This is a genomic window from Alteribacillus iranensis, from assembly GCF_900113025.1.
Taxonomy (GTDB): domain Bacteria; phylum Bacillota; class Bacilli; order Bacillales; family Marinococcaceae; genus Alteribacillus_A; species Alteribacillus_A iranensis.
Genome location: NZ_FONT01000004.1, coordinates 67966 through 85619, shown reverse-complemented (window position 1 = coordinate 85619; position 17654 = coordinate 67966). Strand labels below are relative to the sequence as shown.

Here is a 17654-nt window from a genome sequence, read left to right as displayed (position 1 = left end):
TGAATTACGCGGCTTGGTCTGGGAGATGCGGGTCCACGTAATCAGGGTAATCTGTAATAATTCCGTCTACTCCAACATTCAACAAGAAATCAGCAGATAGTTCATCTCTGACCGTCCATGGGTATGTTTCCATGCCCTGATTATGAATGCGTTGTACCAAATCAGAATCAATCATAGATAGATTAGGATTAACGTAGTCTGCGTAGGATGAGAATGCAGCTAGCTGAACATTAGAAATTCCATTGGGGCTGTATCCCACTAAAACTCCGACAGGGATTGAAGGAAGAAGGGAATGGAAGGTCATCACCGAATCATGATCAAAGGATTGAACAATAATTTTGTTATTGTTTGGTTTATGCATATTACGATCGACCAGCTCGTCCGCTATCTTTTGTTCAATGCCCGGGTAAAGGGAAGGGGATTTAATTTCGATCAGAATACCAATTTTCCCTCTATATTCGTCTAGAACTTCTCCAAGTGTCGGTATTTTTTCACCGGCGAACGCTTCATTAAAATAACTGCCTGCATCAAGTTGCAGTAATTCTTCATATGTCATGTCTTTGACGGCACCAGTGCCATTCGTTGTTCGATCCACTGACGTGTCGTGAATAACAACTAATTCCCCATCTTTGCTCATTTGTACATCCAACTCGAGCATTTCTGCTTTCATATCTACCGATTTTTCAAAAGCTGCCATGGTGTTTTCCGGTGCATAACCAGAAGCCCCGCGGTGCGCAACCGTCGTCATTTGTTTCTGTTCTTTTTTTGTGACCTCTTCATTTGCCAAAGCTGTCCCATCCGGTAATAACGATGTAAAAGCGAATACCCCCACTGCTAAAGTTTGTAAAATACGCTTCAATGAACATCTCTCCTTTCGTTTTATCACTTACGACTATAAAGGAGAGAGGTAAAGGGAAAATAAACAAACATTAAACATCTTGTGTTCGCTATGTAAAGAAGATTAAAAATTAGGACAAAGGGACAAGAGACGGCAAGAGGAAAGAAGGGGATTTTTCTGAATAGAACGGATTAAATAAAAAATAGGCACAAAGGAAGTAGGAATATTTGGTTAGGAGTATGAAAAACATGAAAATAATAAATCTTTTAATTTATCGTATTAGGTGTTTCAAACGAGTATAATAATTACGGATATGACATAACCGAGAAGGCTAAACACGTTGAGAAGAAAAGTAAACATACTTATAAGAAAACAAAGGATGGATGATATATGAAACTAGCTACAATAAACGTCAACCAACAACCGAAAGCAGCAATTATTTTTAAAGAAGGCGCGGTCACGATCGAATCTATTAACAATAAAGAGGAGAAGGCCTGGAAGGAAGATGTATTTTCGATCATCACTCATCAGCAAATAGAAGAAATACAAACCTGGTATGAAGACAATAAAGATACGTATAGAGGGGAAATTGTTGACATATCAAAGGAGGATTATGAACCTCTGTACCGCCACCCAAGTAAAATTTGGGGAATTGGTTTAAATTATGTGGATCATGCCAGTGATTTAAGCGAAAAAGCCCCAAGCACAGAACCTGCTAGCTTTATGAAACCTGATACGACAATTATAGGCCCTCATGATACGATTGAAATCCCTGTGCAATCGGATCGGACCACAGCGGAAGCAGAACTAGGACTTGTGATAGGAAAAGAGTGTAAAAATGTATCCGAGGAAGAAGCGATCCATTACATAGCAGGCTACACTACCATTATTGATATGACAGCAGAAGATATATTACAAAAAAATCCGAGGTATTTAACCCGGTCCAAAAGCTTTGACACTTTCTTTAGTTTTGGCCCGCATCTTGTCACCCCGGATGAAGTAGAGGACGTGCATGATCTTCAGGTGGCCACGGTGATCAATGGGAATATTCACCGGAAAAATGTCGTATCTAATATGACATTTACCCCCTGGCATCTCGTTTCTTTTCACTCGCAAGTGATGACACTCCAACCAGGAGATATTATCTCGACTGGAACCCCAGGAGCTGTTCCTATCCAGGAGGGCGATATTGTGGAATGTCATATTGACGGCTTTGAGAAGTTGACGAATCCCGTGAAGGACTTAAAGAAATAAGAGTTGTGATACAAAGGGGAAGGAACCTCCATACATTTAGATGGAAAAAGAGATTCCCCATAACTAAAATGTGCCCTATAGAGTAGACATTTAAAAGAGACACTCTATAGGGTACTTTTATGTATTATTAAGAAAAATTGTATGTAGATAGGGAAATGAAAATATCACTTATCCTGAGAAAATTAATAGATTATTCATCCCAGAGGACAAGTAACATAGTAATGGAAAGGAAGTAAGTTAAGCGTATCGCATGTTATCCGTGATCAAAGTATAAAAGACTTTTCGATGTGGAGTGAACTTGATGTCTTGGCGAAAGATTAAAGAAATCCACCTATTATCAGACATAGCTGGAACTTCGCGATAAGTTAAATTACTTTCCTTTAAAAAAGAAGAAATCATCCTACTGGAAACAATCGTGACCCCCATCCCCAATACGACTGTCTGGATGATGGCTTCTAATGAATTGATTTCCATAGCTATTTTTAAACGTAAATGATGCTTTTTACACCAACGATCGATCATCTTTCTTGTCGAGCCGCTGGAATGGATGATAAAAGGATATAAGCTGATATCTTCTTTGGCTAAAAACTCCTTCTTGGCCAAGGGGTGATCTTCTTTCATTACGAGAACGAGAGGATCTCTCATAAGACGTGTCAAGTTAAGTTCGCTGTCTTCCAAGTCCTGTTCAGAAACGAGTGCCATATCCAGCTTCTTTTGTTTTATGTCCTGGACGATGGAAGGAGTGGACTTCACGGTGAGAGACAAATGGACCTGAGGGTATTGCTCGCTAAACGATTTGAGTATAGGAGGCAGTACATAATTTCCAGGGATGTGACTAGAACCAATCAACAATTCTCCCCTTTTATGCTTCTGAAAGTCTTTCATGACCCGCTCGGCTTCCTCCTGCAAACTTACAATTTCATGGGCATAATTGTACATCACCTTTCCAGCTGACGTTAAAATGATGTCATCCTCGTTTTTTTCATATAACGGCACACCGATCGATTCCTCCAGCTTTTTTAAATGGAAGGAGACGGTTGGCTGCTTCAGATTCATTCGTTCAGCCGTTTTTGTCATGCTCTTTGTCTCCGTAAAAAAACGAAAAATAAGTAATTGCTGCATGTTCATATCCTGATTCCCTTCCTCTATAGATAAAATCTATCATTACTTCAATTATACATTAATAAAATTGAAGGAATATTAACCATTTGTTAATGGGGGCTTAAAGTTTTCCTGCTAAGCTTGAATTAGAAATGAAAGAGAGTAAAGAAAGGAGCGGGAAATGAATATAAGCCTTTCCGGTATAAAGAAAAACTTTGGATCCCTGCAGGCATTACGTGATATTCACCTTCAAGTGAAAAGTGGAGAGTTTGTGACATTACTAGGCCCTTCTGGATGCGGAAAAACGACGTTGCTTCGCATTCTGGCAGGATTGGAAGAGGCGGATGAAGGCAACATTCGGTTTGATGATTCGATCATTTTTTCAGCTGAGGAAAAAAGAAATGTTTCGCCGCAAAAGAGGCAAATTGGAATGGTATTTCAAGATTTTGCATTGTGGCCCCATATGACTGTATTTGAAAATGTGGCATACGGCTTAAGAGCCCGGGGCATAAGGAAAGGATTAGGAGAGAGAGTAACACAAGCGTTGGGTGATGTCCAATTGGAAAAGCACGCTTCCCGCTATCCTCATCAACTCTCAGGGGGACAACAACAACGTGTCGCATTTGCAAGAGCAGTGGCTGCTAATCCTAAGCTCATTCTGCTTGATGAACCACTTAGCGCATTGGATGCGGCGTTGAGGGTTGAGATGAGGATTCTTCTTCAAAAGCTGGTGAAAAAGCATGGCTTAACCGCTGTATATGTGACCCATGATCAGCATGAGGCGATGTCATTGTCCGATCGGATCGTTGTGCTGAAAAGCGGAGAAATCTTACAAACGGGTGCCCCAGAAGAGATTTACCGAAAGCCGGTCGATGAAAATGTGGCTTCTTTTATCGGGCATGGAAGTTTGATTCCGGTTGCTTTCCGAAAAAAAGAAATGATTGTAGAAAACCAATACGTTGGACCTTGGGACGGGGTTGAGGAGAAAGAAGTAGACGCTGATACCAGTTTTCAAGCAATAATCCGCCCCGAACAAGTAGCAGTATATAATAACAGCGGTCCACATCGTCTTTTAGGTGTCGTACAAGCAGTTAGTTTTCTCGGCGAGAGATATGAACTTAACATTCAACTGAAAAACAGTGACTATACCTTAATGGCATACAGCGGTACAAAACATACCATTGGGGAGGATGTGTATTGTAGTTTGGATACTGGCAACATACACATACTTTCAGAAAAAGAGAGGAGTACTTATCATGAAACGGCTTAGATTTGCTGCATTATTTACTGCTTCAGCCTTGTTCATCGGAGGTTGTTCTACATCCGGTGAGGCAGATCAGCCCAAAGAGAGCACGGAAGGTAATACTCAGGAAACGACAACGGAAGCTTCCTCCGGGGGAGGGACAGAATCTGGTGAATTAGTGATTTATTCATCGGGTCCAGGGGGAATGGCGGAAGAACTTGCTGAACAATTTGAGGAGCAATCCGGAGTGGAGGTAGAATTATTTCAATCTACTACTGGAGATGTGCTGGGACGTCTTGAAGCAGAGCAGTCCAACCCCGTTGCTGATGTGGTCGTTCTTGCTTCCCTTCAGCCGGCAGTCGACTATATGGAAAATGGGCTCATTCGTCCGTATGAATCAGAATACGCCGATCAGCTTCATGATGGCTGGTATGATGAGGACTATCATTTCTACGGATTTTCCGCAGCAGCTTTAGGTCTAAGCTATAATACCGATCTCATTGAAGAACCTCCTCGGGAATGGGAAGATTTAACACATGAAGCGTATCAAGACCAAATCGCGATCCCAAGTCCATCGGAGTCCGGGACAGCACGCGATTTCGTAGCTGCTTATATCGCCCAGGAAGGGGAAGAAGAAGGATGGGCCTTTTTCGAAGAACTCCGCGACAACGGGTTATCGATGGAAGGGTCCAACAATCCTGCTTTAACGTCTGTTATTAATGGAGCGAACGGTGTGGTGATGGCTGGAGTGGACTACATGGTCTACAACAACATTGAAGGTGGAGAGCCGTTAGATATTGTTTTCCCTGAATCAGGAACGACGATTACACCTCGCCCTGCATTTATCCTGGAATCAGCGGAAAATGTAGAAGAAGCGGAAAAATATATTGATTTTATTCTATCCGATGAAGGGCAGGGCATTGTCGCTGATCATTACCTGCTGCCAGCAAGAGAAGACATCCCTCCACATGAAGACCGGGCGGCGTATGATGAAATTGCAGAATTGGATTTTGAGTGGGAGTATCTCTTTGAAAATGGAGAAGATATTCTTTCTGAGTTCACAGAAATGATGCGGTAACAATGAAATATTTTTCTTTGCAAACGTTGAATAAGTATGGGGCTTTTTTGGCCCTGGGTCTCCTGGTGCTGCTTCCGATCACACTTGTCTTGTTACGAGCGTTTATGCCGGAGGGCTCCTTTGAAGGGCTGGCTCCTCTGGCTGTTCTGGGGGAACCGTATTACCGGGAAGTATTATGGAATTCATTACTATTGGGAGGAGGAGTTGTCATTGGAGCATCCTTATTGGCGGCTCCTCTTGCTTTTTTGATGGCTCGGACCGATCTGAAAAGACATCGTTGGCTTGATGTTCTTATTATGGTGCCTTTCATGACACCGCCGTATATCGGGTCAATGGGCTGGATTTTGGCTATGCAGCCGAACGGTTATATTGAACAATTGCTGCCGTTTATGTCATCGGTCACCCCTCTATTTTTTACATATTATGGAATGGTGCTCGTCATGAGCCTTCATCTGTTTCCGTTTATCTACATTATTATGCGCAATACATTGTCGAACATTGGAGGCCGTCTGGAAGAGGCCGGAAGCGTCCACGGCGGTAAATTTTTCTATCGCATGTGACGTATCATTGTGCCTTTATTCGCATCCGGCTTCAGTATGGGAGCGCTGCTTGTCTTCGTCAAAACGATCGGTGAATTTGGAACGCCTGTCACACTAGGAAACCGGATTGGGTACTATGTATTAACTTCAGAAATCCACCGGCATGCAACCATTTGGCCCATTGATTATGGGACAGCGGCCATTTTGTCTACCATGCTGATTAGTGCAAGCATGCTGGTTTGGTTCTTACAGCAGTGGATGGCTGCTCGGCGTAACGACACGGTGGTCACTGGTAAAGGACAGTCAGTCAGTATTTACCGGTTAGGAAAGGCCAAAGTGTTGGCATGGGTGTATGTTCTCCTTGTCTTCGGGCTCGCGATCGGAGTCCCGTACTTATCTGTTGTGTCCACCGCTTTTCTCGATGTGCAAGGAGATGGACTTGCCTTACATAATTTTACTTTCGCTCACATGATCGAATTATTTACAGACAGCGGAGGAAGAGAGGCACTATTAAATAGTTTGGGGCTTGCGGGGATCGCGGCAACGGTCAGTGTCTGTATCGGTGTGTGGATCTCCATTACGGTAACCAGACAAAAAGCAATTTTAACAAAAGCGATTGATTTCTTAAGTCTTGCTCCGAATACATTGCCTGCGATCGTTTTTATTATCGGACTAATTTTATTATGGAATGCGAACTGGATGCCGATCCCGATTTACAATACATGGGGAATGCTCGTTTTAGCGTACGTCATTTTATATTTGCCCTTTACCGTACAGAATATTAAAGCCATTTACGGCCAGATGAGTCATTCTTTATTGCATGCGGCTCAAGTTAGTGGTGCCGGACGTTTTTATCAGTTCCGAACGATTTTGCTTCCGCTTATCCTTCCAGGAGTTTTAGCGGGATGGATGATGACTTTTATTATATCGATGAGAGAGCTCGTTGGCTCGTTAATTCTCCGGCCCCCGAATATGCATACGACGGCGACCTTTATCTATTCAGAATTTGAACAAGGGTCCACGTCGCTCGGAATGGCGATGGCATTAGTAGCTGTTGTATTAACAACCATGATGCTCGTATTTGTTGAACACATGCAAAACCGTTGGAAAGCAAAACACTCTTCATGACCAATTGATCATTTCATAAGGTAACGTTTTTCAAGAAAAGGAGGTGGACGAGCGATTTTTCTCGCTGAAATGTAGCGGGAGATCTCTGCTTATTGAGGAATGAAGATAAAATTTCTTGGCGGAGCGGGAGAAAGTAACCGCTCCTGCTTTTTATTAGAGACGGATCAGGCACGTATTTTAATTGACTGCGGAATCAACAAAGAGGCAGATACGGAATTCTACCAATATCCACTCGACCTTAAGGAGATCGCAGCCGACATCGATGCTGTTTTTCTTACACACTGCCATATCGATCATTGCGGTGCCATCCCTTACCTTATAGAGCACGGATTTCAAGGATTGATTTATACATCGTCTCCCACGAAATGTCTGGTGCCGTCCTTCTGGCTCGAGTGGGAGAATACGTTAAAAAAGGAATTATCTCATTCTATTACAGAATATGATAAGAAAGTAGAATGGGTTGAACTTCCGATGAATAGCCACTCTACTTGGCATGATTTACCCCATTTGAACCTATCCTTTCAATACGGAAGAGCAGGACATACATTAGGGTCCCTATGGTTTATGTTTTCTGCGGTGAATCGGACCGTCTTTTTCTCAGGAGATTACCAAGTGGCTTCCCCGCAGTTAACATTTGATTACCCGCAGGCCGAATGCGTGGATGTCGCAGTAATGGACGGAGCTTATGGAAGGCGATTAAGAGACCCTTTCTTGTTTGTGAAACTAGGAATGGATGCATTAACAACCGGTAGGAAACTAGGAATTATCACACAACCTCACGGAAAAGGGCTCTCTATGTTGGTGGAATTAGAAAAAAAATCCGTGTTTGCCGGCAGGGACATTTATTTATCTCCAGCATATAAAGAAGCGATGAGTCAGTACCTGAATGAGGGAGAGTGGTGGAAGAAAGAAGTGCAAAATGTAGGAGAATTATTATGGAAACGGCATGTCAGCCAGTGGGAAGACACACCAATCATCGCTGCAACAGAGAAAGAATTCGTTGAAATGAAAAGAATGTATGATGCTCAGTTAACAAGAAGGATCTTATTTCTTCCATTTTATCCGGTGCACCCATTTTATGAAGAAACGCTCTCTGTGGTCGAGCACCTGCAACCTTCTCTCACCTGCGTCGTTCATGCAAACAGAAAAATTAGCCGCTCCCTTGTCAGGCAGATGGAAAGAGATAATCAAAGAGCAATCGCACCAGTTGCTGGGGACCAGGTAGAAGTTGTCTCAAAACAAGTTAATAATAATTACAAGTAACCATACATACAAAAGGCAACACTCATAAGATAGAACCACGTTTTAGAACCACCACTAGAGGTCCTTGACAGGAATTCGGATTACTCCTACTTAGCTGGGCTTGAAGCAGAACTAGGTCTAGTGATAGGTAAAGAGCGTGAAAATGTATCCGCGGAAGATTTTTAAAAAATTGTTAAAAGGAAAACGGCCTTTTCTCTTCCTATCGAGAAAAGGCCGTTTCATTTATCATTTTCCTCCATTTATTCGTGTCGCAATATAATCTGATTGCCGGAAGGGTCTTCGGTTACATATTCCCCATTTTCCTCTTTCACAGATGCTCCTACATCTTCTAACTGTACCAGTCTTTTATCTCTTGTTTCTTCATCCGGAAACACCACTGAAAATGATTGGAGTCCCACGCTTTCTGGTGATGAAGCATGAGCACCAATTCCTTGCCACGTATTCAAAGCTACATGGTGATGGTACTTCCCGTCTGACACGAAAATGGTCTGTTCGTTGTGGCGGTTTACCAATTCAAAACCTAGCCCTTTTGTGTAAAACCTCTCCGCGGCTTCTATACGGGCGACATGCAAGTGGATATGTCCCATGATAGTGCCGGCAGGAAGACCTTTCCACGGCTTCGGCTCTCCCTTAGGCAGGAGATCTGTCGTTTTTATGGGATCGCTGGTCATAGCTACTTCTCCATTTTTCCAATCCCATTGAGAAGGGTCGCGGTCTGCGTAGATTTCGATTCCATTCCCATCTGGGTCCCATATATAAAGAGCCTCACTTACCAAGTGATCCTCCGCAAGAAAAGAAACTTCCTTGTTGACAAAATGCTGGACAACTTCAGTCAAATCAGACCTTTTCGGTACGAGCAAGGCGAAATGATATAAGCCCGTTCTGTTTTTTTCTTTTGGCACAACATGGTCTGGCTGTTCTAGAGTGACTAATACGGAAGAGCCATCTGCCGTTAAGGCAGCTGTTTTATCTGTTTGATGGTGGACTTTTAAGCCAACCACTTCCGTGTAAAAAGCCACAGCGCGATTCAAGTCTTCTATCTTTAACGTCACATCACTTACATAGGTAATTGGATGCTGGTGGAAATTCATATCTTCATCTCCCTAACTTCATCATTGGTCGCTTCCAACTATAGTAACGTCCGCGATCTTTGTAAGTCAATTTAAGAGAAATTTTATAATATGGCACGGCCTTGGGTTTTCCAAAAATTCAATGATATGATGGTGATACACGTAAGTAATGATTATGTAAGGGGGGATAAAAAATGAGGGAGATACCGTACATTGTATCAACAGAATGGCTGGACAATCATCTGGATGATCCGCATGTAAGAGTATTGGATGCGACCACTTATTTAAAACACCCTGAAAAAGACGGATACTATGAGTTATGGTCAGGAAAAGAGGCCTATGACAAGGAGCACATTCCTGGCGCCGTTTTCGCTGACTTATACGAAGAGTTATCTGATCCCCAATCGGAATTTGCTTTTACACTGCCTTCTCGTGAAGAATTTGTAAAGAAAATGAGCGATTTTGGAGTTGGGGAAGGGACGTACGTTGTCATATATGATCGGGAAGCCGTTGTGGGTGCACCGGTGGTCGCCTCCCATTGGGCTACTCGATTGGCGTGGCAACTGCGATATGAAGGATTTAATAATGTGGCTGTTCTTGATGGCGGCTTCCCCAAGTGGGTAGAGGAAGGGCGCCCTGTTACGGCAGAACCAGGCTCTTATCCAAAAGGAAATTTCATCGGGGAGAGAGAATCAACATTGTTCTCCACAAAAGAAGACGTATTGAAAGCGATTGATGATGAAAATACTGTAATTATTGATAGCTTAACGGAAGAGCATTTTCACGGAGAAGTCAACACGTATGGGAGGCTGGGGCATATCCCCAATAGTGTGAACGTGTTTTTTGGATCACATTCTGATCCAATCACGAGAGAGTTATATAACGAGGAGCAATTGCGAAAAAACTTTGAAGAAAGTGGAGCCCTGGATCCAAACAAAAAAGTCATTGTCTATTGTGGGAGCGCGATTGCTGCAACTTGGAATGCCACTTTGTTAAACAAGCTCGGACAGCACCATGTGTCTGTCTATGATGGTTCGTTGACAGAATGGGCAAGCGATCCATCCTTGCCAATGGAGACGAAATAATTTACGTAACCTCTCTGCGTGTCGCCGACAAAACAAAGAAGACCGTCCCACTGCAAGGGGCAGTCTTCTGTAAGGTGCGGATAACGGGAGCAGTCTATGATGAAGTGAATTTCCCGCCGTTAATATGAATCGCTTGTCCTGTCATATAAGATGATTCATCGGAAGCGAGGAAGACATACGCTCCTGCATGTTCGACAGGTTGACCAGGACGGCCGAGCGGTGTGTCCGTACCAAATTGTTCGACTCCTTCCGCCGGGAAGGAAGCTGGGATGAGCGGTGTCCACACGGGACCAGGAGCTACCATATTAATACGGATTCCTTTTTCAGCAAGCGGTTCTGTTAAGCTGCGTGTAAATGCGACGATAGCACCCTTGGTCGCTGAATAATCAATTAAGCTCGGATTCCCTTGGTATGCATTGATAGACGCTGTGTTAATAATAGAACTGCCTTCCTTTAAGTGAGGAATGGCTGCTTTTGTGACGTGAAAATAAGAATAGAAGTTCGTTTGAAAGGTTTCCTCCAGTTGCTCCGCTGAAATCTCAGATATATCGTCCACAACGTATTGGATAGCTGCATTGTTCACGACAATATCTAATTTGCCAAATTTATCCATTGTCTTTTTTACAATTTCTTTGCAAAATGCTTCTTTTTTCAAATCGCCGGAGAGAAGTAAGCATGATACCCCTTCGGACTCCACGATTTCTTTCGTTTTCTTCGCATCTTCATCTTCTTCTAAATAAGCAATCGCCACATGAGCTCCTTCTTTTGCATACATCATCGCTACCGCGCGACCGATACCGCTGTCTCCACCAGTAATAAGGGCAACTCGTCCTTTTAATTTATCGTTTCCTTTGTAATCCTCTGGCTGAACCGGCAGCGGGTTCATTTCTGTCTCTCTGCCTGGCTGTCTATCCTGTGTCTGTGGAGGCTGTCCATCGGTTTGTCTATTTCTAATATCCATTTCTCTCTTCCTCCTTTAGGTGTAACTTCACGATGTGTCATTGTATTAGTTCCACCTTCTTGAGATCTATAAACGAAGAAAAAACATATAGTACTATCCTCAGAAATTTCGGCAAAATAGAAAATTAGAGGTTTAGATGATAAATTTAAGAGGGAAGGAAGAGGAGAGGAGGTTTTGTGGAATGGAAAAAATGACATCAAAATTAGCAATTATCTTTCTGTTTACTGGTCTTCTTTTGACAGGGTTTGAGAACCAGACAGAGGCAAGTGGAGGAATGTTGAAGGTAGAAGATCGCGGCCCGACCGTAGAGGAATTACAACATACGTTGATTCAAATGGGTTATTTACATACGGATGCAACGGGTTACTATGGAACGGCTACAGAGGAAGCCGTAAAACAATTTCAAAGTGATTTTGGACTTGAAGCAGATGGAGTAAGCGGTCCAAATACGCTGCATGAAATGGAAAATGTAAGAAAAATAGCACAAGCCGTACATGGAGAAGCTCGGGGAGAATCGTTTGAAGGACAGGTTGCTGTTGCTTCAGTTATTCGTAATAGGATGTTGTCTCCTGAATTCCCGGCAAGTGTGGACGAGGTCATTAAGCAGAAAAATGCTTTCACAGCCGTCCGGGATGGGCAATATTACTTAGAACCTAATGCAACTTCCTATAAAGCGGTGAAAGAAGCATGGCAAGGATGGGACCCATCTGGTGGTTCTCATTATTATTACAACCCGGAGATCGCTACTTCTGAGTGGATTTTTACAAGAACGGTTAATCTTGAAATTGGTAATCATGTTTTTGCGAATTAGCGCACAAAATAGCCAGGTACTAGAGATAGTACCTGGCTATTTTTCATATATTAAGAGATTCGTTTCACTTCATTTTTCAGCAAAATCACACGTGGATAAGGGAATTCCTCCTCTTCGCCTGCGAATGGATAATTGGTGTACTCCACACAGACGGTGCGGTCATATTCCGCAATGACCCGGCACTCTTTGTCTTGATACTGGAGTAATTCTCCTTTTTCAAACCAAGCTTCTTCTTTATTGTTATTATTTTGCACGACGATGCCCCCTTCACCCAAGAGATCAGTATTAAAACAAGTGTATTTCCTTATTTTACGAGTTTGTGAAGGAAAGCGCAAGCGACTTGATTTTCCAATTTACTATAATCAGTTCATAAAATTAGTCAAAAAAGTCTAAACTATTTTAATATAATATCGTAGAGGTGTGGTATTCCCTTTGCTTTGGTGAGAAAATAAGTGTGCCAGAGTACAAACGTTTCGATTTAAAAGGAAAAGGGGAGTGAGACCATGCGCCCAGCTGTTGCTTATGGGATCACTGTCGGTGGTGCTGCGTTTTGGGGATTAACTGGCTTTTTTGTTCAATATTTATATGAGTTTGGTTTAGCACCGATAGAAGTCGTTACTATCAGAATGGTTCTCTCTGCGATCGTTATGTTCAGCATCGTTGGGGTCGTGCGTCCTTACTTATTAAAGATCCACTGGCGGGACCTTCCTTATTTTATCGGGTTAGGCGTTGTCAGTATCGCCTTTTTTAATTGGTGTTACTTCACAGTGATGGAGGAAGCAAATCTGTCCATTGCTGTCGTCTTACTATATACAAGCCCTGTCTTCGTTGCAATTCTTTCACGAATCTTTTTCAAAGAAAAATTAACAGGAAATAAAATCATCGCAATCATTCTTACTTTGTTAGGATGCAGTTTTGTAGCAGGATTGCTTCCAGGTGAGTCGATGAGTATTTCAGGAACTGTTTTGCTTATAGGAGCTGCATCAGGATTTTTCTGTTCGTTATACAGTGTGATTGGTAAATTTGTCAGTATGAAATATAGCTCGATCACGATAACAGCTTATGCAATGTTATGTGGAGGGCTATTTTTATTACCGGTTAGTGGAATAGAGAAGAACACGCAACCGCTTATGGAGCCTGTAATGTGGGGCTACGCGATGGGAAGTGTGCTCATTTCCACTATTTTGGCCTATATCATGTATACCGCAGGGCTTAGGTATATCGAATCCAGCCATGCTGCCATTTTGTCTACCGTTGAACCAATCGTTGCCATTGCAGTCGGGGTAACAGTGTTTCAAGACGTCTTAACAATTTGGCAGACAGTCGGTATTTTACTTGTATTCACTTCTATTCTATTATCTATTTTCTCCCGCAAGAGGAAGTTCAAGCATCAGAAAGAAAAAACCGTCCCAAAGCTTTCATAAAGCGATAGGACGGTTTGTTTTTGTAGAAAAGAGAGAAATTGTCGTAGTCGCTAGAAGGATTTGACGAAGAAAGGAAGAATATATCAGTGAACTACCCACCACTTAACTTCGTTTGAAGTGGGGACTTCTCGCTTCCACGAACAATGCTTGCAAGTAAGTCTGACACGTTCTCCACGAGCGTAACTTCGGGGCATTCCGACCCTAAGTAGTACGAAAATGTTTTTCAGTACCTTGGATATTTTACGTATGCGAGGGGCTTGGTTTTCGCTCTAATTTCCGCATACAACCTTATATATCCAGTTATCAAAGAACATTATAGGATAATTATATCACTAGCACTTTGTGTTGTGGGAAGTTTTGGCTAAAGCCAACCGAAATTCATCTCCCGCCTACTTATTGGGCTATGCCCTTCACATTCCTTGAGGATGGGAGACTTCTATCGGAAAGCCGTTAAACCGAAATCATATTGGTAGTGTCACCAAGCATGCTGCGGATGTCATCCGGATTGGCAATGACAGTCGGCTGGAAATCTATTAAGATAGCAGAGCGCTCTCCGCTTCCTTCTTCGTTTCCTTTCGTCACTTCCCCGACGTAATGAGCAACGAGCGGATCGTATACTCCATAGGATTCTAGCGCTTCTTCTAAGTAAAAAGTCGTCATGACTTCATTTTCCGCCATATCTTCAAGCATTTTCCCTCGGTGTTTTGGACTAGCGATAGCATTGATTCCTCCGTTAATATTCCGACGGCGAATTAAATGGGCAAATGTAAAAGGTTCTCCGTCCTGGTGTAAGTTATTAGGAGAAGAAACAGCAACATCCCCCTCTTCCTTCACATAAAGCTTCACAAAGTGTATCCCGGCATGGATAGGCATTAAGGCATCTTCTTTCATCCAAAACGTTTCTTTAAAATCGAAACGAATGATTTCTTCTAGAAGCCTGTTCGCTCTTGTTTCTTTTGTAAGGGCAGGGAAGCGGCGATATTCTCCTGTATACTCCGGGTTAAAAGACCCTTGAAAGTACTCATAGTAGTCTTGTCCATCAATAATTGTTTCAGGCAGCCATTCAACACGATGAGAACCAGGCATGATGACGGCTCTTGCATAGCGGCGGCGTCGGTTCAAATGAGGAGCATATTCATCGGGTGGTAGATCATCGAAAGCGTTCTGAAGCTGTTCCAAATCCTTCTCCACTCCTTCATATTGGATGAGTTCTCCTAAATGATAGTACGCAAAGCCTGTTTTCCGTAATTGGCTCACAACTTACAACCTCCAACTTTGTATGAAATTTCACGTTTCTCATTATAGCATTCTTTCAAAAACTGCTTTTCGATACTTTTTAGACAACAGTCTCTTTCTTATATGTTTGATTTAATTGAGATTTTCTAAAGTGGTGTATGTCGTTCTATGCCTGTTTTCCTGGCAAACGAATTCCTATATAATAAAAGAACATCAGTTCCATTTTTGCAAATGGGAAATGTCTTTGGGTGTTACGAGATTCAGCTTTTAGCATCTGGCCGCTCGAAGACCTCTGGATAATAGATCGTTTTTAAAGCTCGTTTTTAAAAACATATCGCTGATGTCTTTCTTATGGTTCATTTGTTGTCCAAATGGAAATGTCTATATGTTTTATCGTGGATAAGTGAAGGAGAGAAAATAACATGCCCGTTATTTTAGCAGAGAAACCGAGTCAGGCTCAAGCTTATGCGGAAGCCTTTCCAAAAGGGAAAAAGGGAGAGGGGTATATTGTTATTCCTGCTTGTTCGGTGTTCCCTCAAGGAGCCACGCTCACCTGGGCGATTGGTCATTTAGTAGAACTGCGAGCACCAGCTGAATATGATCCTGCCTGGAAACGGTGGAATTTACGTCAACTTCCGATGCTTCCTGACACATTTGAATTTAAAACAAGTTATAAAACGAGGAAACAATTTCAAGTGGTACGCCGTTTGTTAAAAGAAGCAGACGAGATTATTATTGCGACTGACTGTGACCGGGAAGGAGAAAATATTGCCCGCAGCATTATCCGACAAGCAGGAGCAAGTCACAAACCAACGAAGCGGCTTTGGATTAACAGTTTAGAAAAAGAAGAAGTGTACAAAGGATTTATGAAGCTTCAGGAAGGAAAATCCTATGAGCGTTTGTACGATGAAGCTCAAGCTCGCCAAGTATCGGATTGGCTTGTAGGAATGAATGCTAGCCGTCTTTATACGTTGCTGCTTCAGAAAAAAGGGATCGAGCATGTTTTTAGTGTTGGTCGTGTCCAAACGCCGACATTGCGATTAATCTATGAGCGGCAAAAAGAGATTGAGAATTTTGTCTCAGAGCCTTTTTTTGAACTCACAGCTACCTTTAAGACGGAAACAGGTACCTATACAGGGAAGGCAAAAGGCCATTTTAAGACAAAGGAAGAAGCGCAACAGCAATTCATCGAACGGAACATTGAGAAAAAGGATAACGGAGTGGTGACGAAAGTAAAAGTAACAAAGAAACGTGAAAAGCCACCGAAACTGCACTCTTTATCTACGCTGCAGTCGCTTGCGAATAAAAAATATAAATACAGTCCTTCAAAAACGTTAGAGGTTGTGCAATCATTGTACGACCAGCCTTTAAAACTTATCACCTATCCGAGAACAGATACGCAGTATATTACGAAAAATGAGTTTGCGTATGTGAAGAAAAATATTTCTCCCTACCAACATGTAACAGGAGATCATTTTGAGCCGGCGTCGTTTCATCCAAGTAAACGCTATGTTGATGACAACAAAGTAAAAGAACATTATGCCATCATACCGACGAAAAAAATACCTACAGTCGCCGATGTACAAAAACTACGGACCGACCAAAAAAACATTTATTTTGAAATCGTAAAAAGTGTTCTAGCTATGTTTCATTTCGATTACGAATATGAAGAAACCCTCGTAACAACCGATGTAAAGGGGCTTTCCTTTCATAGCAAAGGGAAAGTGGAAACGGCAAAAGGTTGGAAACAGTTATTCTCTCAGGCAAAGAAATCTCAAAAAGAAAAGCAGCAGCAGCTGCCATCTCTGCCACAGCTGAGAGAAGGGATGGAAGCGGCGGCCTTTCCTGAAGTAGTAGAGGACAAGACAAAGCCACCGAAGCCATATACAGAGGGACAGCTGATCAATATGATGAAAACATGCGGCCGTCTCATTGGAGATGATGAAGAAGCGAAAGCTACCTTAAAAGAAGTAGAAGGACTTGGAACAGAAGCGACACGCAGTGGTATCATTAACACACTTATTCGCCAAGAATATATTCAAGTAGAGAAAAATGTGGTACGCGTCACAAAGAAGGGAGAAATTCTTTGTCGAGCCGTCGAGGGAACACTCTTATCAAAGCCGGAAATGACAGCAAAATGGGAATTATTCCTTCGCAAAATTGGAGAAGGAGACGCTGAGAAAGACACCTTTATCCGAAACACCGCCGCGTTTATGAGTAAGTTGGTAGAAACAGTGCCAAAGGACATGGAACAATTGGAGATTTCCAGAGAAATGATCCCTGATATAAACAAGGGGCGAAAAGATAAATATGCAACCAAGCCTATTGTACGTTGTCCTGCTTGTAAGGAGGGCGTGATTATCCAACAGAAAACGTTTTATGGCTGCTCCCATTATAAGAAAGGCTGTACTTTAACATTTAATCGAAGAATCTTAGGAAAAAATATCACTCCTGCTCAAATTCGACTTCTTTGTGAGAAAGGAGAAACTCGAGTAATCAAAGGATTTAAAGGAAAGCGCCCATTCGACGCCAAGCTAGTATTGAGAAATGGGAAAGTAGAATTTTCCTTTTCTTGACCATCTTGGAATGAAGTTTCCTTCAATGAAGCAAGATAAGAAAAACA

At 42.4% G+C, this 17654-nt stretch carries 16 protein-coding genes; 10 read left to right on the top strand and 6 right to left on the bottom strand.

The genetic code is table 11. The features are described 5' to 3' along the window. Window positions 1-4 precede the first annotated feature (4 nt). Entirely contained in the window at window positions 5-859 is an 855-nt protein-coding gene (locus tag BM095_RS10250) for a glycerophosphodiester phosphodiesterase (RefSeq protein ID WP_245757870.1), read from the bottom strand. Between the two features lie 369 nt (window positions 860-1228). On the opposite strand from BM095_RS10250, the gene BM095_RS10245 reads away from it, so the two are divergent. Then, the gene (locus tag BM095_RS10245; RefSeq protein ID WP_091661232.1) at window positions 1229-2092 is read left to right on the top strand and encodes a fumarylacetoacetate hydrolase family protein; all 864 of its coding nucleotides are present in this window, start codon (window positions 1229-1231) and stop codon (window positions 2090-2092) included. A gap of 237 nt (window positions 2093-2329) precedes the next feature. Here BM095_RS10245 and BM095_RS10240 read toward each other — a convergent pair whose 3' ends face one another. Next, entirely contained in the window at window positions 2330-3214 is an 885-nt protein-coding gene (locus BM095_RS10240; RefSeq protein WP_281243894.1) for a LysR family transcriptional regulator, read from the bottom strand. A gap of 160 nt (window positions 3215-3374) precedes the next feature. On the opposite strand from BM095_RS10240, the gene BM095_RS10235 reads away from it, so the two are divergent. The 5 genes from BM095_RS10235 (at window position 3375) to BM095_RS10220 (ending at window position 8444) form a co-directional block, all read left to right on the top strand. Continuing rightward, entirely contained in the window at window positions 3375-4463 is a 1089-nt protein-coding gene (locus tag BM095_RS10235) for an ABC transporter ATP-binding protein (RefSeq protein ID WP_091661226.1), read from the top strand. Further along, a complete protein-coding gene (locus BM095_RS10230) occupies window positions 4450-5514 on the top strand; it encodes an ABC transporter substrate-binding protein (RefSeq protein WP_177194784.1) in 1065 nt (354 codons plus the stop codon). Before BM095_RS10235 ends, BM095_RS10230 begins: the two co-directional genes overlap by 14 nt. 2 nt (window positions 5515-5516) lie before the next feature. After that, window positions 5517-6074, top strand: coding sequence for an ABC transporter permease (locus BM095_RS16875; protein ID WP_322787607.1), 558 nt, complete (start codon window positions 5517-5519; stop codon window positions 6072-6074). 9 nt (window positions 6075-6083) lie between these two features. Further along, the gene (locus BM095_RS10225) at window positions 6084-7181 is read left to right on the top strand and encodes an ABC transporter permease (protein ID WP_322787606.1); all 1098 of its coding nucleotides are present in this window, start codon (window positions 6084-6086) and stop codon (window positions 7179-7181) included. Window positions 7182-7280: 99 nt separating this feature from the next. Further along, window positions 7281-8444 carry an MBL fold metallo-hydrolase gene (locus BM095_RS10220; RefSeq protein ID WP_091661221.1) on the top strand — a complete coding sequence of 388 codons (1164 nt, stop codon included), beginning with the start codon at window positions 7281-7283 and terminating at the stop codon, window positions 8442-8444. Between the two features lie 239 nt (window positions 8445-8683). Here the strand turns inward: BM095_RS10220 and BM095_RS10215 are convergent, their stop codons facing one another. Beyond that, complete coding sequence (locus BM095_RS10215) at window positions 8684-9535, bottom strand: VOC family protein (protein WP_091661218.1); 852 nt, start codon at window positions 9533-9535, stop codon at window positions 8684-8686. Between the two features lie 173 nt (window positions 9536-9708). Between BM095_RS10215 and BM095_RS10210 the strand changes: the two genes are divergently transcribed. Next, window positions 9709-10599: a sulfurtransferase gene (locus BM095_RS10210; protein ID WP_091661216.1), complete on the top strand. Its 891-nt coding sequence runs from the start codon at window positions 9709-9711 to the stop codon at window positions 10597-10599. 94 nt (window positions 10600-10693) lie between these two features. On the opposite strand, the gene BM095_RS10205 is transcribed toward BM095_RS10210, so the two are convergent. Beyond that, on the bottom strand, window positions 10694-11560 hold the full coding sequence (locus BM095_RS10205) for an SDR family oxidoreductase (RefSeq protein ID WP_091661213.1): 867 nt from the start codon (window positions 11558-11560) through the stop codon (window positions 10694-10696). A 181-nt stretch (window positions 11561-11741) separates the two neighbouring features. Here BM095_RS10205 and BM095_RS10200 point away from each other — a divergent pair, with 181 nt between their 5' ends. Then, window positions 11742-12371, top strand: a complete 630-nt coding sequence (locus BM095_RS10200) for a cell wall hydrolase (protein ID WP_091661210.1) — start codon at window positions 11742-11744, stop codon at window positions 12369-12371. 50 nt (window positions 12372-12421) lie between these two features. On the opposite strand, the gene BM095_RS10195 is transcribed toward BM095_RS10200, so the two are convergent. Beyond that, window positions 12422-12625: a hypothetical protein gene (locus BM095_RS10195; protein ID WP_091661209.1), complete on the bottom strand. Its 204-nt coding sequence runs from the start codon at window positions 12623-12625 to the stop codon at window positions 12422-12424. 249 nt (window positions 12626-12874) lie between these two features. Between BM095_RS10195 and BM095_RS10190 the strand changes: the two genes are divergently transcribed. Continuing rightward, window positions 12875-13795 (top strand): DMT family transporter, encoded by a 921-nt coding sequence (locus BM095_RS10190; protein WP_091661207.1) that lies wholly within the window; start codon window positions 12875-12877, stop codon window positions 13793-13795. A gap of 450 nt (window positions 13796-14245) precedes the next feature. Here the strand turns inward: BM095_RS10190 and BM095_RS10185 are convergent, their stop codons facing one another. Next, complete coding sequence (locus tag BM095_RS10185; protein WP_091661204.1) at window positions 14246-15052, bottom strand: 2OG-Fe dioxygenase family protein; 807 nt, start codon at window positions 15050-15052, stop codon at window positions 14246-14248. A gap of 401 nt (window positions 15053-15453) precedes the next feature. On the opposite strand from BM095_RS10185, the gene BM095_RS10180 reads away from it, so the two are divergent. Beyond that, window positions 15454-17607, top strand: coding sequence for a type IA DNA topoisomerase (locus BM095_RS10180; RefSeq protein ID WP_091661201.1), 2154 nt, complete (start codon window positions 15454-15456; stop codon window positions 17605-17607). Window positions 17608-17654: the final 47 nt, after the last annotated feature.